The sequence below is a fragment of the Streptomyces sp. MMG1533 genome (genome assembly GCF_001279775.1).
In the GTDB taxonomy this organism is placed as follows: Bacteria; Actinomycetota; Actinomycetes; order Streptomycetales; family Streptomycetaceae; genus Streptomyces.
On the sequence record NZ_LGDG01000123.1, the window covers coordinates 61,951 to 76,070 of the forward strand.

Annotated in this window: 14 protein-coding genes; 6 read left to right on the forward strand and 8 right to left on the reverse strand. The window is 70.0% G+C overall.

Features of this window, described 5'->3' with window-relative positions; genetic code table 11:
- The first annotated feature begins 238 nt into the window (after positions 1-238).
- The 3 genes from ADK57_RS15105 to ADK57_RS15115 all read left to right on the forward strand — a co-directional run bounded on the left by ADK57_RS15105 (position 239) and on the right by ADK57_RS15115 (position 2,865).
- Positions 239-1,375, forward strand: coding sequence for an ABC transporter ATP-binding protein (locus ADK57_RS15105; RefSeq protein ID WP_053749976.1), 1,137 nt, complete (start codon positions 239-241; stop codon positions 1,373-1,375).
- A 217-nt stretch (positions 1,376-1,592) separates the two neighbouring features.
- On the forward strand, positions 1,593-2,045 hold the full coding sequence (locus ADK57_RS15110; RefSeq protein ID WP_053749977.1) for a hypothetical protein: 453 nt from the start codon (positions 1,593-1,595) through the stop codon (positions 2,043-2,045).
- An 88-nt stretch (positions 2,046-2,133) separates the two neighbouring features.
- Positions 2,134-2,865, forward strand: a complete 732-nt coding sequence (locus tag ADK57_RS15115; RefSeq protein ID WP_053749978.1) for a nucleotidyltransferase family protein — start codon at positions 2,134-2,136, stop codon at positions 2,863-2,865.
- A 259-nt stretch (positions 2,866-3,124) separates the two neighbouring features.
- Here the strand turns inward: ADK57_RS15115 and ADK57_RS15120 are convergent, their stop codons facing one another.
- The 6 genes from ADK57_RS15120 to ADK57_RS15145 form a co-directional block, all read right to left on the reverse strand.
- On the reverse strand, positions 3,125-4,846 hold the full coding sequence (locus tag ADK57_RS15120) for a DoxX family protein (protein ID WP_078973127.1): 1,722 nt from the start codon (positions 4,844-4,846) through the stop codon (positions 3,125-3,127).
- Positions 4,847-4,964: 118 nt separating this feature from the next.
- Positions 4,965-5,906, reverse strand: a complete 942-nt coding sequence (gene rlmB, locus ADK57_RS15125) for a 23S rRNA (guanosine(2251)-2'-O)-methyltransferase RlmB (RefSeq protein ID WP_053749980.1) — start codon at positions 5,904-5,906, stop codon at positions 4,965-4,967.
- 99 nt (positions 5,907-6,005) lie between these two features.
- Positions 6,006-7,406 (reverse strand): cysteine--tRNA ligase, encoded by a 1,401-nt coding sequence (gene cysS / locus ADK57_RS15130; protein WP_053749981.1) that lies wholly within the window; start codon positions 7,404-7,406, stop codon positions 6,006-6,008.
- An 82-nt stretch (positions 7,407-7,488) separates the two neighbouring features.
- Positions 7,489-7,983: a 2-C-methyl-D-erythritol 2,4-cyclodiphosphate synthase gene (gene ispF, locus ADK57_RS15135; protein ID WP_053749982.1), complete on the reverse strand. Its 495-nt coding sequence runs from the start codon at positions 7,981-7,983 to the stop codon at positions 7,489-7,491.
- On the reverse strand, positions 7,973-8,725 hold the full coding sequence (ispD, locus tag ADK57_RS15140) for a 2-C-methyl-D-erythritol 4-phosphate cytidylyltransferase (protein WP_053749983.1): 753 nt from the start codon (positions 8,723-8,725) through the stop codon (positions 7,973-7,975). Before ispD ends, ispF begins: the two co-directional genes overlap by 11 nt.
- Before the next feature lie 269 nt (positions 8,726-8,994).
- Positions 8,995-9,477 carry a CarD family transcriptional regulator gene (locus ADK57_RS15145; protein ID WP_003953493.1) on the reverse strand — a complete coding sequence of 161 codons (483 nt, stop codon included), beginning with the start codon at positions 9,475-9,477 and terminating at the stop codon, positions 8,995-8,997.
- A 657-nt stretch (positions 9,478-10,134) separates the two neighbouring features.
- Here ADK57_RS15145 and ADK57_RS15150 point away from each other — a divergent pair.
- Entirely contained in the window at positions 10,135-10,815 is a 681-nt protein-coding gene (locus ADK57_RS15150) for a hypothetical protein (RefSeq protein ID WP_053749984.1), read from the forward strand.
- 87 nt (positions 10,816-10,902) lie between these two features.
- Here the strand turns inward: ADK57_RS15150 and ADK57_RS15155 are convergent, their stop codons facing one another.
- Entirely contained in the window at positions 10,903-11,583 is a 681-nt protein-coding gene (locus ADK57_RS15155; RefSeq protein WP_015659563.1) for a response regulator transcription factor, read from the reverse strand.
- Positions 11,580-12,845 carry a sensor histidine kinase gene (locus ADK57_RS15160; RefSeq protein ID WP_053749985.1) on the reverse strand — a complete coding sequence of 422 codons (1,266 nt, stop codon included), beginning with the start codon at positions 12,843-12,845 and terminating at the stop codon, positions 11,580-11,582. Before ADK57_RS15160 ends, ADK57_RS15155 begins: the two co-directional genes overlap by 4 nt.
- A 235-nt stretch (positions 12,846-13,080) precedes the next feature.
- Between ADK57_RS15160 and phoU the strand changes: the two genes are divergently transcribed.
- Complete coding sequence (gene phoU / locus ADK57_RS15165) at positions 13,081-13,770, forward strand: phosphate signaling complex protein PhoU (protein WP_053749986.1); 690 nt, start codon at positions 13,081-13,083, stop codon at positions 13,768-13,770.
- A 133-nt stretch (positions 13,771-13,903) separates the two neighbouring features.
- Positions 13,904-14,068: a hypothetical protein gene (locus ADK57_RS48985; RefSeq protein ID WP_107091553.1), complete on the forward strand. Its 165-nt coding sequence runs from the start codon at positions 13,904-13,906 to the stop codon at positions 14,066-14,068.
- Positions 14,069-14,120 lie beyond the last annotated feature (52 nt).

Below are 14,120 nucleotides of genomic sequence, written 5' to 3' on the forward strand. Positions count from 1 at the left end.
CACGCGTGGGACGCGTGCGTGCCCGTGCAGTGTACCCAGGCCACAGGGTGCCCCTGTCGAAAATTTCGGCGAAGTTCACAGTCCCCCAGGTACTGACAGAAGACGTGAACGCCAGGTACCGTCCTGACCCAGTTCACACGCGTGGACTACACCACCCCGGCACCGCCCGGGGCGGCTCACCACCTTCCTACAACGGATCGTCCGGCACGTTCCTGCCGGTAGAAGGGGGCCCTTCACCATGGCCACTGTCTCGTTCGACAAGGCGACCCGGATCTACCCGGGTTCCACCAAGCCCGCCGTCGACGCTCTTGAGATCGACATCGAGGACGGAGAGTTCCTCGTCCTGGTCGGTCCGTCGGGTTGCGGCAAGTCCACCTCGCTCCGGATGCTCGCAGGGCTCGAGGACGTGAACGGCGGATCCATCCGCATCGGTGACCGCGACGTCACGCACCTGCCGCCGAAGGACCGGGACATCGCCATGGTGTTCCAGAACTACGCGCTGTACCCGCACATGTCGGTCGCCGACAACATGGGCTTCGCGCTCAAGATCGCCGGCGTCAACAAGGCGGAGATCCGGCAGAAGGTCGAGGAGGCCGCGAAGATCCTCGACCTGACGGACTACCTGGACCGCAAGCCGAAGGCGCTCTCCGGTGGTCAGCGTCAGCGTGTCGCGATGGGTCGCGCGATCGTCCGTGAGCCGCAGGTGTTCCTCATGGACGAGCCGCTGTCCAACCTGGACGCCAAGCTCCGTGTGTCGACGCGTACGCAGATCGCGTCGCTGCAGCGCCGTCTCGGCATCACGACCGTCTACGTCACCCACGACCAGGTCGAGGCCATGACGATGGGCGACCGGGTGGCCGTGCTGAAGGACGGTCTGCTCCAGCAGGTCGACTCGCCGCGGAACATGTACGACCGGCCCGCCAACCTCTTCGTCGCCGGCTTCATCGGCTCCCCCGCGATGAACCTGGTCGAGGTCCCGATCACCGACGGCGGCGTGAAGTTCGGCAACAGTGTCGTCCCGGTCAACCGTGAGGCGCTGAAGGCCGCCTCCGACAAGGGTGACACCACGGTCACCGTCGGCGTCCGTCCCGAGCACTTCGACATCGTCGAGCACAACGGTGCCGCCGCCGCCGCCCTGTCGAAGGACACCGAGGACGCCCCGGCCGGTCTCGCGGTCTCCGTGAACGTCGTCGAGGAGCTCGGCGCCGACGGTTACGTCTACGGCAGCGCCAAGGTCGGCGACGACCTCAAGGACCTGGTCGTCCGCGTGAGCGGCCGCGCGGTCCCGGACAAGGGCGCCACGCTGCACGTCGTGCCGCGGCCGGGCGAGACCCACGTGTTCTCGTCCTCCACGGGCGAGCGCCTCACCGACTGAGGCATAAAGAACGGCCAACCCGGGCAAATGCACCCAGGTTGACGAAGAGGGCCCCGCAGCCTGCTGCGGGGCCCTCTTCGCTGTCGCCAAATACCCCGGCAGAACGGTCATTTCGAGCAGTGTGCGTCAACGCGCTACCCAAATAGAGGCACCATTCCGTCCCCCGAACCGGTGACTAAATGTCGCCAAATCATCACCCCACGCTACCCTCACACGCGTGAAGCACTCCACTAACCAACAGACGCGAGGCGGCCGGGGCCCCGCCCGCCGGATCGGCCGCTCCCTCGCCCTCGTCCTGCCCGTCGTCCTGGTGCTCTCCGGGACCCTCGCGGTCACCCGAGTCAACTGGTCGGGGAATCCCTCCAACTCGGTGCTCGCCGCGTCGGACGCCACACTGTCGGACGCCAAGGCGCCCGCAGCCCGCACTGCGCAGGACGTGCTGCGCGACCAGCTCCTGACCGAACTCCAGGAGAAGAACCCGGGCGTCGCGCTCACGCACCTCCAGGAGGCGGTCAACGACCGTCCGTCGCTGGCGAAGCACTGTGTGTCCATCGCGCGTGCCCTGGGCCGTGCAGCGGTCCGTGTGTACGGGCCCACAGGCGCACAGTCCTACGCCCGCCCGGTCTGCGACACGTCCTTCGCCACGGGCGTCGCGGCGGCACACAGCTGAGGGCGGACCCGGGGGGAAGGTGGTAACGGCTGATCAAGGAACGGTTGCCGTCCCCGGCCGCGGGCGGGACGCCACGTACAGTTCGGTCATGACCGATCCGAACGCCGCGTCCCGCCCCGTTCAAGCCGTCGTTCTGGCAGGCGGCCAGGGCTCCCGGCTGCGCCCCTACACCGACGACCGGCCCAAGCCGATGGTCGAGATCCCCGGTACGGGGACTCCGATCATCGGCCATCAGCTTGTCTGGCTGGCGGAGGAGGGCGTGACGGACGTCGTGGTCAGCTGCGGTCACCTCGCCGACGTCCTGCAGGAGTGGCTGGAGACCGCCGATCTGCCGGTGAACGTCACGACGGTCGTGGAGACGGAGCCGCTCGGCCGCGGCGGCGGTCTGAAGTACGCCGCCGCGCATCTCCCGCACCCGGACCGGGCCTGGTACGCCACCAACGGCGACATCTGGACCCGCTTCTCGCTGCGCGACATGGCGGACTTCCACACCGAGCGCGACGCGGTGGCGACCCTCGCGCTGGCCCGCCCGCGCATTCCGTGGGGGGCGGTGAAGACGGACGGCTTCGGGCGCGTCACGGACTTCATCGAGTCCCCTCCGACGACGTACGAGATCAATGCGGGCGTGTACGTTTTCTCGCCGGAGTTCGCCGGGTTGCTGCCCGAGCGTGGCGATCATGAGCGCACGACGTTCCCCCACCTTGCCCGTGAGCGGCGGTTGGCCGGCTTCCCGATTCCGCAGGGCGCGTATTGGCGTGCCATCGACACGGCGAAGGATCTGGCGGAGGCGGCCAAGGAGCTCGCCGCGTTGGGGCGCTGAGGGCCTGTGACGGTCGTGTGCGAAGTGCCGGCCCGTTGTGGCTGGTCGCGCCCACGCGACCGAGCCGCATGCTGTCACGGCTCCGGGCCCCTTCAGGACGTCGGCCGTTGAGGACGTCGGCCCTTGAGGACGTCGGCCCTTGAGGACGTCGCCCCCGCATGACTACAGGGCCCCGCACTGCTGAAGTGCGGGGCCCTTCGTCGTATGGGCCGAAGTGTTCAGCCGGCGGGCGTGCCCAGGATCCCGCCCACCGGCTTCGTTACCCCAACAGGCCGCCCACCAGGCCCGGCTGGGAGGAGGAACCTCCGCTGTCGGAGCCGCCTGACGAGCCACCGCTGGCGCTGCCGCCGGAGGTGGGGCCTGAGCTGGTGCTGGGGGCCTGCTGGACCGGGGAGGACTGCTGCGGCGGGGCCTGGCCGCCGGTGCCCTGCGTCTGGCTGGGCGAGCCGGTGGTGGCGGTGCCGGTGTCGTGGGTGGTGTCGGAGGTGGCGGCCGTGCCGGCGGAGGGAGTGGCCGTGGCGCCCTGGGTGGGCGAGCTGGAGGCCGACGGGGTCTCCTTCTCCTTCTGCTCCTGCTCGGCGGGGTCCTCGGGGAGCGGGGAGCCGGGCAGTTCGTTGCGCGGGGCCTCGCCCGGTCCGGGGACGACGACGCGGTCGGCGTCGCGGACGGCGCCGCCGAGCAGCGAGCCGACGAGCAGGGTGAGCCCGGTGACGATGGCGGTGATGACGGCGCCGCGGCGCAGGACGAAGCTACGCAGGTCCCAGAGGTCGGCGCGAGGTCCGAGGCGGCGCCAGGCGGCACCGGCGAGGCGGCCGTCGATGGAGTAGACGGGGGCGCCGGCGATGATCAGCGGGGACCATGCGGCGAGGTAGATGATGTCGGGGGTGTCGTAGGCGGGGACGCTCTTCCAGCTGACGGTGACGAGGAGCGCGGCGGAGAGGCCGGCGCCGACGACCGCGGCGACCCGCTGCCAGCAGCCCAGGACCGTGAGGACGCCCACGATGACCTGGAAGAAGGCGATGACGAGGCCGGCACCGACGGGGTGCTCGAGGGCGAACTGCCGCAGTGGCTCGGCGACTTCCCAGGGGTGCAGGGTGTTGAGCCACTTGACCATGGAGCCGCGTTCGCCGCCGTCGAAGTAGACGGGGTCGCAGAGCTTGCCCATGCCGGCGTAGATGGAGATGAAGCCGAGGAAGATCCGGAGCGGGAGGAGGACGCCGCCCAGGTTCATGCGGCGGCCCGGGTAGTAGGCGTGCCGGGCGGGGTCTTCGCCGTGGCGCTTGGCGGACCGGTTCCGGTCGGCGCCGCTCTCCTCGTACTCCTCGTGATCCGCGTACGCCCCGTGGTCCGCGTACTCCCCGTGGTCCGCGTACTCCCCGTGCTCCTCGAACTGCTCTTCGGCGTAGGCGGGTTCGTCGTCGACGCTGCCCGCGGTCCGCATGTTCGGCAGGAGTCGGGTGCCGTCCGGGTCGTGTGTGCGCTGGGCACCGACGACCGGGGTCTCGACGGTCCGGGTGAGGTCGTCGTAGCCGTCGGCGGCGTAACGGCCGCCGCCGTAGCCGCCGTTGACGTCGACCCGGGGGATGACCTGGGTGGCTCCGGCGTCGACGGACGGGGCGGGTTCGTCGCCGTGGCCGACGCTGCCGCCCCGCACGGCCTGGAGCAGGCGGTGGGCGCCGGTGTCGTCGGGGTCGGACTTGCCGCTCCAGACGACGGGCCGGCGGCGGGCGCCCGCGTTCACGCCCTGTCTGCCGGCCGCGGCCATCCGGGCGGAGTCCTCGGTGGCGCTCAAGTGCCGTGCGATCCGAGGGGATTGGGTGCGCCGCGTCGAAGCGCCCAACTGCACGCGGAAGCTCGCATGATTGACGATGACCTGCGCCGGATCGCTCGGCACCTTCACCATGCTCAGCGCGGGAGCGTCGTCGAATCCCGACGGGCCGTCCCCCGTGGGTGTGCGGGGTGTTCTGGTGTCCACACTCATCTAACCGAGTGACGGTTGGTTAGGACACTGCTTTGACCGGGCGGATCTGTCCGGACCCCGTCAAGGTTGTCCTCAACGCCAGGAACACCCCGTGTGGGTGACTACGTCGAACAATCGCTCAGGCGCGTCGTCGCGCCGTCTCGTAGAGCACGATGCCCGCCGCGACACCGGCGTTGAGCGATTCGGCGCCGCCCGGCATCGGGATCCGCACCCGGTGGTCGCAGGTCTCGCCGACCAGTCGGGACAGCCCCTTGCCCTCGCTGCCGACGACGATGACGACGGGACCCGACAGGGCCTCCAGGTCACCGAGTTCGGACTCGCCGTCGGCGGCGAGGCCGACGACCGTGATGCCGGCCTTCTTGTACGCCTCCAGGGCGCGCGTCAGGTTGGTGGCGCGGGCGACGGGCGTCCGGGCGGCCGCACCGGCGGACGTCTTCCAGGCGCCGGCTGTCATGCCGGCCGCGCGCCGCTCGGGGACGACGACGCCGTGGCCGCCGAAGGCGGAGGCGGACCGGACGACGGCGCCGAGGTTGCGCGGGTCGGTGACGCCGTCGAGGACGACGATGAGCGGGTCCTCGCCGTTGTCGTAGGCGGCGTTCGCGAGGTCCTCGGGGTGCGCGTACTCGTACGGCGGGACCTGGAGGACGAGGCCCTGGTGGTTGAGGCCGTTGGTCATGCGGTCGAGCTCGGGGCGGGGGGCCTCCATGAGGTGGATGCCGCCGCGCTCGGCGACGAGCTGGAGCGCCTCGCGGACCCGCTCGTCGTTGTCGATGAACTGCTGGACGTAGAGCGTCACCGCGGGCACGCCCTCGCGCAGCGCCTCGACGACGGGGTTACGGCCGACGACCATCTCCGAGGTGCCCTTGCCGCCCCGGCCGCGCGCTGTGGGACGGCGCACCGCCTGCTTCGCCTTGGCGTTGGAGATGCGGTTCTTCTTGTGTCCCTTGCGCGCCTCGGCGGGCGGGGTCGGACCCTTGCCCTCCAGGCCCTTGCGCCGCTGGCCGCCACTGCCGACCTGCGCGCCCTTCTTGCCGGACATGCGGCGGTTGTTGGCTGCCATGACCTACCTGTCTGTTCTCTGCGAAGCCGAAGCGTGCGTGTGTACGTATATGCAGTGTGCCGCCCGGAGGGCCGGGCGGCACAATCGATCAAGAAAGGGTCAGCGCGGGCCGAGGCTCCAGCGCGGGCCCTGCGGGCCGTCCTCGATGACGAGCCCGGACTGGTTGAGCTGGTCTCGGATGGCGTCCGCGGTGGCCCAGTCCTTGCGGGAGCGGGCCGCCTCGCGCTGGTCGAGGACCAGTCGTACGAGGCTGTCGACGACGCCGTGGAGATCGTCCCCGTGGTCGGCCTCGCCGGCCCAGTGCGGGTCGAGCGGGTCGAGGCCGAGGACACCGAGCATGGCGCGGACCTCGGCGAGGCGGGCCACGGCGGCTTCCTTGTCGTCGGCGGCCAGCGCGGAGTTGCCCTGCCGGACGGTGGTGTGCACGACGGCGAGGGCCTGCGGGACGCCCAGGTCGTCGTCCATCGCCTCGGCGAACGCGGGCGGGACCTCGGCGGAGGGCTCGACGACTCCCCCGGCCTTCTCCACGACGCGCTGCACGAAGCCCTCGATCCGCGCGAACGCGGACTCGGCCTCGCGCAGGGCCTCCTCGCTGTACTCGATCATCGAGCGGTAGTGCGGGGTGCCGAGGTAGTAGCGCAGCACGATCGGGCGCCAGCGCTGGACCATCTCGGAGACGAGGACGGAGTTGCCGAGCGACTTGGACATCTTCTCGCCGCTCATCGTGACCCAGGCGTTGTGCACCCAGTACCGGGCGAACTCGTCGCCGTAGGCCTTGGCCTGGGCGATCTCGTTCTCGTGGTGCGGGAAGATCAGGTCGAGGCCGCCGCCGTGGATGTCGAAGACGGAACCCAGGTACTTGTGGGCCATCGCCGAGCACTCCAGGTGCCAGCCGGGGCGGCCGCGGCCCCACGGCGTCTCCCAGCTCGGCTCGCCCGGCTTGGCCGCCTTCCACATGGCGAAGTCGCGGGAGTCCCGCTTGCCGGTCTCGCCCTCGCCGGAGGGCTGGAGCAGGTTGTCCAGCTCCTGGTTGGACAGGCGCAGGTACTCCGGGAAGGACTTCACGTCGAAGTAGACGTTGCCGTCGACCTCGTAGGCGTGGCCGCGCTCGATGAGCCCGCGCATCATCTCGACCATCTCGGTGACATGGCCGGTGGCGCGCGGTTCGTACGTCGGGGGCAGGCAGCCGAGTGCGGTGTAGCCGTCGTTGAAGGCGCGCTCGTTCTCGTAGCCGATCGACCACCAGGGGCGGCCCTGGTCGGCCGACTTGGTGATGATCTTGTCGTCGATGTCGGTGACGTTGCGGATGAACGTGACCTCGTAGCCGCGGTACTCGAACCAGCGGCGCATGATGTCGAAGTTCAGGCCCGAGCGGATGTGCCCGATGTGCGGTGCGGCCTGCACGGTGGCGCCACACAGGTAGATCGAGACACAACCCGGCTGGAGCGGGGCGAAGTCACGGATCTGCCGGGCGCTGGTGTCGTACAGGCGAATAGTCACGAGTCCAGGGTAGTAGGCGCAGGGCAATGCCTTGCGCCCGTTCCCGCCAAGGTCCACACATTCGTGACGTCGGTCGGCTTTGTCAGCCGCTGCGCACCACCAGCGCCGTGGCCACCGCCATGAGGCCCTCGCCGCGGCCGGGGAAGCCGAGGCCGTCGGTGGTCGCGCCGGACACCGACACCGGGGCGCCGGCCGCCTCCGACAGAAGCTTCTGGGCCTCGTCGCGGCGCTTGCCGATCTTCGGGCGGGGGCCGACGACCTGTACGGCGATGTTGCCGATGACGAAGCCGGCCTCGCGGACGATCCGGGCGGCCTCCGTCAGCAGGGTCACCCCTGAGGCACCGGACCACTCGGGGCGCCCGGTGCCGAAGTGCTGACCGAGGTCACCCAGCCCGGCCGCCGAGAACAGCGCGTTGCAGGCGGCGTGGGCGACGACGTCCGCGTCGGAGTGACCGGCGAGGCCCGTGCCCTCGCCCTCCCACTTGAGGCCGGCGCACCACAGCTCGCGGCCCTCCTCGAAGGCGTGGATGTCGGTGCCGATGCCGACCTGGGGAAGCAGAGGTGCCTCAGAAGCCATCGTTGAGCCTCCTGCGGGCCAGGACCGCCTCCGCGAGGACCAGGTCCAGGGGGCGGGTGACCTTGAAGGCCTCCTCGTGGCCGGGGACGGTCACGACCGTCTCGCCGAGCTGCTCGACCATGCTCGCGTCGTCGGTGACGTTGTCGGTGACCGTCTCGTGGGCGCGGATCAGGGTGGCGCGGTCGAAGCCCTGCGGGGTCTGGACGGCGCGGAGGCGGGACCGCTCGGGGGTGGCCACCACCGGCTCCGGCTCGCCCGGGTTCGCGGCCGGCTCGACCTCCTTCACGGTGTCCGCGAGGGGCAGCGCCGGAACGACGGCCACGGCTCCTTCCCGTACGGCCTCGATGACGGCGTCCACCGTGTCGACCGGGACGAGGGGACGGGCGGCGTCGTGCACCAGCACGATGTCGTACTCGGGCGGCAGGGCGTCCAGGCCGAGCTTCACGGACTCCTGCCGGCTCTCGCCGCCGGGGACGACGAGGAAGTCGGTGCGCTCGGGCAGGGCGTGCGCGTCGAGCAGGGACTTGACCTCGGCGGCGCCGTCGGGCGGGGCCACGACGACCACGAGGGAGACGGCCCGGGACGCGGCCAGTGCGCGGAGCGCGTGGATGAGCATGGGGGTGCCGTTCAGCGCGCGGAGCGCCTTGGGGGCGCCCGGGCCGAGGCGTACGCCGCGGCCGGCGGCCGGGATCACCGCAGCCGTGCGTGCAGGCGTGGGCGAAGGAGGCGAAACGTCAGACATCGGTTCCTGTCAGGTTTGTATGCTCGGCCTACGTGGGTATGGCCTCAGCGTGCCGGGTACGACAGCTTGACCAGAACCCTTCCGTGACCCTGGTCGAGCCCGCTGCCCGGACCCGGCACACAAAGTATCGGGGGCTTCCCCCGAGATGAACACGCGGATGAACACGCGTACGGCGCCCGAGTGCGAACATGCCGCAGCGCCCGGCGACGGGGAATACGTCATCGGGCACCGCGGCATTTCAAATGTGCTGAGGCTGGCTTGCGCCGGTGTCAGGACGCGAGAACCTCGTCGAGCAGAGCCTCCGCCTTGTCCTCGTTCGTGTTCTCCGCGAGCGCGAGCTCACTCACCAGGATCTGGCGGGCCTTGGCGAGCATGCGCTTCTCACCGGCGGAGAGTCCACGCTCGCGCTCACGACGCCACAGGTCACGCACGACTTCCGCGACCTTGATGACATCGCCGGAGGCGAGCTTCTCCAGGTTTGCCTTGTAGCGACGCGACCAGTTCGTGGGCTCCTCGGCGTACGGCGCGCGCAGCACCTCGAAGACCCGGTCCAGTCCGTCCTGACCGACCACATCACGCACGCCGACGAACTCCGCATTGTCCGCTGGCACACGTACCGTCAGATCACCCTGGGCGACCTTCAGCACCAAGTAGGTCTTGTCCACGCCTTTGATCTGGCGAGTTTCGATGGCCTCGATCAGCGCGGCCCCGTGATGGGGATAGACCACGGTGTCGCCAACCTTGAACGTCATGTGACAGGTACCCCTTCCGTGGCTATCCAGAGTAACACGGAAACGGCGGGTTCTGAATGGCGTTTTCGCAGGTCAGGGCATATCTCGGGGCTTGACAACAGCAACAGGAACGTGCTGCGGAGGCCGAGCGGAAGAATGTATTCGCAGGTCGGAGCCACTGTCCGGGCGAGGTGAAACGCGTACGTTACACGCATCCGGAGGCCCCTCAGGGTGGCCAAACATCCCCATATGTCCGCTTCCAAGCGTGCGACTTCCGCTACTCCGTTCGATGCGTGGAGTCGGGTACGAGACGAATCCGGAATTGATCACGGGGGCGGCCGACCAGCCGGATGGTGATCAATTCCGGGGTTCAAGGATTCCTTCACGGAAAATCCCCGGCGCGTGGTCGGCGGTACTTATGTGAATGGCGGACGAGCGCCGGGCCCAATGTGACAGGTGGGTCACTCGTGGGCGCTGTGGCTACGCCCCGTCGCGGGAAGAGACGAGGGGAGAGTCGGGGGAAGAGGCGGGAAGTCGGGGGAAGACGAGGGAAGACGAGCGCTCGGGGGGAGGGTCGGGTGCGGTCACGCGGGAACGGCTCGGTAACCTAAGGCCGCTGACAGACACTTAGCGCGGCTTTACGGGCCGCCTCGCTCGAGTCAAGGAGTTGCCGCCGCCGTGAGCAGCAGCCTTCGACGCGGTGCCCTCACCGCCGCCGCCATCGCGTTCTCGATCGCCTCGCTCTCCGCGTGCGCGGCCGGCAACAACGCTCAGACCCTGGAGGTCAAGCCGGACAACGCTGCCACGACGGTCGGTGACGTCAAGCTCCAGAACGTCGTCATCATCACCCAGCCGGACGCCGAGTCCGAGGGCCCGGCCGTCATCTCCGCCACCCTCTTCAACAACGGTGGCACCGCCCAGACGCTGGACTCGGTGAGCGTCGCCGGCGGCGGCACCGCCGAGCTCACGCCCGCCAAGGGCAGCGGCAAGGTGACCGTCCCGGCCGGCGGCTCGATCATCCTCGGTGGCAAGGACAACGCCTCCGCCGTGCTGAACGAGATCGGCGAGACCGTCAAGGACGGCAACGCCCAGAAGATCACCTTCACCTTCAGCAAGACCGGTGAGGTGAACCTGCGCGCGTTCGTCGTCCCGTCCAAGAACTACTTCTCCAAGTGGGGCCCGACCGAGATCCCGACGGCGCCGGGCGGCACGTCGAGCCCCAGCACGAGCGAGGAGCCGGGCGCCGGAACCTCGGGCTCCCCCTCCGAGTCGACGTCGGGCACCCCGACCGGCGCGGCCACGCCGACCGGCGCGGCGACCGCGGGCGAGTCGACGGACACCGCGGCCGCCGGCCACTGAGCAGCCGTACGAGATCGTCGTACGACGGAAGGGCGGGACCTCGCCGAGAGGTCCCGCCCTTCCGTCGTGAGTTCGTCAGCGGTCGGCCTACGGCTCGAACTTGTAGCCGAGCCCCCGGACCGTCACCAGGTACCGCGGCGCGCCCGGGTCCGGCTCGATCTTGGCGCGCAGGCGCTTGACGTGGACGTCGAGGGTCTTGGTGTCGCCGACGTAGTCGGCGCCCCAGACGCGGTCGATGAGCTGCATGCGGGTCAGGACGCGGCCGGCGTTGCGCAGGAGCATCTCCAGGAGGTCGAACTCCTTGAGGGGGAGGTCGACCTTGGAGCCGGAGACCGTCACGACGTGGCGGTCCACGTCCATGCGGACCGGGCCCGCCTCCAGGGCGGCCGGGGTGACCTCCTCGGGCTCGCCGCGGCGGCGCAGGACGGCGCGGATGCGGGCGACCAGCTCGCGGGAGGAGAACGGCTTGGTCACATAGTCGTCGGCTCCTATTTCCAGCCCGACGACCTTGTCGATCTCGCTGTCCTTGGCGGTCACCATGATGACCGGGACGTTGGAGCGGCCGCGCAGCTGGCGGCACACCTCGGTGCCCGGCAGGCCGGGCAGCATCAGGTCGAGGAGGACGAGGTCGGCGCCGTTGCGCTCGAACTCGTCGAGTCCGTCGGGCCCGGTGGTCGCGACGGCGACCTCGAAGCCTTCCTTGCGGAGCATGTACGACAGGGCGTCGGAGAAGGACTCCTCGTCCTCGACGACGAGCACTCGGGTCACGGAAGGACCTCCGGGGAGTGGAGCGGTTCGTAAGAAGATGGCTGAGGGGTGGAGTCGCCGGGCTCGTCATCGAGACCGTCGAGGTCGGGGTGCTGGTGCGCGCGGTCGCGGGCCGCTCCCGCCTCCGGCAGTCGGAGGGTGAAGGTGGAGCCCTGTCCCTCGGAGCTCCAGACGGTGACCTCCCCGCCGTGCGAGGCGGCCACGTGTTTGACGATGGCGAGGCCCAGGCCCGTGCCGCCGGTGGCACGGGAGCGGGCCGGGTCGACGCGGTAGAAGCGCTCGAAGATGCGCTCCTTGTCCTTGTCGGAGATCCCGATCCCCTGGTCGGTGACGGCGACCTCGATCATGTCCCCGCCGGGCGCGGTCACCCTGCGGGCGGCTATGCCGACGCGGGTGCGGGCGGGCGAGTAGTTGACGGCGTTCTCGACGAGGTTGCCGAGGGCGGCGGCGAGCTGGCCGCGGTTGCCGTAGACGTGCAGCTCGGCGGTGCCGCCGGCGGCCATGGTGATCTGCTTGGCGCCGGCCTGGTGCCGGCAGCGGTCGACGGCCTCGGCGACGAGTTCGTCGACGCGGACCGGTTCGGCGTCCTCGAGGGGATCGTCGTTCTGGACCCTGGAGAGGTCGATGAGTTCCTGCACCAGATTGGTCAGTCGGGTTGCCTCGATCTGCATGCGGCCGGCGAAGCGCTCCACCGCCTCCGGGTCTTCCGAGGCGTCCATGACGGCCTCGGACAGGAGGGAGAGCGCGCCGACCGGGGTCTTCAGCTCGTGGCTGACGTTCGCAACGAAGTCGCGCCGCACCGCTTCGATGCGCCGGGCCTCGGTGAGATCCTCTACGAGGAGCAGCACCAGGCGGGAGCCGAGGGGTGCGACGCGCGCGGAGACGGCGAGGGCCTCGCCACGGCCGGTGCCGCGTCTGGGGAGGTCCAGTTCCACCTGGCGTATCTCCCCGTCGCGTCGGGTGTCGCGGGCCATCTGGAGCATGGGGTCCACGGAGAGTTTGCCGCCGCGGACCAGCCCGAGGGCGTACGCGGCGGAGCTGGCCTTGACCACGGCGTCCGCCTCGTCCAGTACGACGGCCGAGGACCGGAGAACGGACAGCACCGTGTCCACGCCCGGCGGAAGCACCGGGTCCGTGTGCAGGGAGGTGCGGGTGGGGCGTTTCTGCTCCCGCTCGCTCCAGCGGAACGCCAGCATGGCGATGACGCCGGTGAGCACACCGGCGATCGCTGCCGCTGCGGCGACCGCCGCGTTCACGTCCATGCCCCCAGGTTAGGCACGGGACGGGCTCCGGCCACAGCCGTCCGAGTGCGAGCTCGAACACTCGTCGCCCAGAGTTCACCTTGGAGCCAGTGATGGTTCATTTGGGGTGACGGAAACCGACGCGTACAGGGCGGAACGTGGGAGCGTGGGGTGCGAAGCACCGGTTTTGCACGACAGTCGCGCCGGGCCCCGGCCCCCGGTGACCCCCGAAGATCACGTACGAGAGGGAACCCTGATGCGGGACGCGTACCACGAGGAACTGGATTCGATCGGCGACGGTCTGGTGGAGATGGCCCGGCTGGTCGGGTCGGCGATCGGGCGCGCCACGACGGCGATCCTCGACTCCGACCTGAAGCTCGCCGAGAGCGTCATCGAGGCCGACCAGAAGGTCGACGACCTGCAGCACGAGCTGGAGGCCAGGGCGATAGCCCTGCTGGCCCGCCAGCAGCCGGTGGCGACGGACCTGCGGATCGTCGTCACGTCGCTGCGGATGTCGGCCGACCTGGAGCGCTCGGGCGACCTCGCCCAGCACGTGGCGAAGCTCGCCCGGCTGCGCTTCCCGGCCCGCGCCATCCCCCACGACCTGCACGCGACCATCCTGGAGATGGGCCAGCTCGCGCAGCGCCTGATGGCGAAGGCGGCCGAGGTCATCATCACCAAGGACGTCGACCTCGCGCTCCAGCTGGAGCAGGACGACGACGCGATGGACCTCCTCCACCGCACCCTCTTCCAGCACCTGATGGACGACCGCTGGAAGCACGGCATCGAGACGGCCGTGGACGTCACCCTGCTCGGCCGCTACTACGAGCGGTACGCCGACCACGCGGTCGCGGTCGCCAAGCGGGTGGTGTACCTGGTGACGGGCGAGCACGCGGACGATCTCCAGCAGGAGATCCAGTCGGTGGCGGGAGTGGAGGGGGCGTGACCCTCCGGGCGTGCGGGGGCCTGTTCAAGGCGTGAGGGAGCCTCTGTGCGCCGTTGATGCGCCCAGCGAACCGGGCATCAAATGGTCACAGGCACCAGCCCTGGGTCACAGGCACCAGCCTTGAGGAGGGACCATGGCCGAATCCCCCAACACGCCCGGCACCACACCCGACCCCACGCAGGAACGCCCGACCGAGCAGCCCGCCGAGATCAAGAGCCTGACCTTGATAGCCGCGTGCGGCTGCGGATCGGGGTGCGGGTGCGGGTGCCAGTCGGGCAATCCGTGCCAGTGCGGGTGACGGGGTAGGGCGCGGAGAGTCTCGTACGACGGTGAAGGGTCCCGGTGCGTTT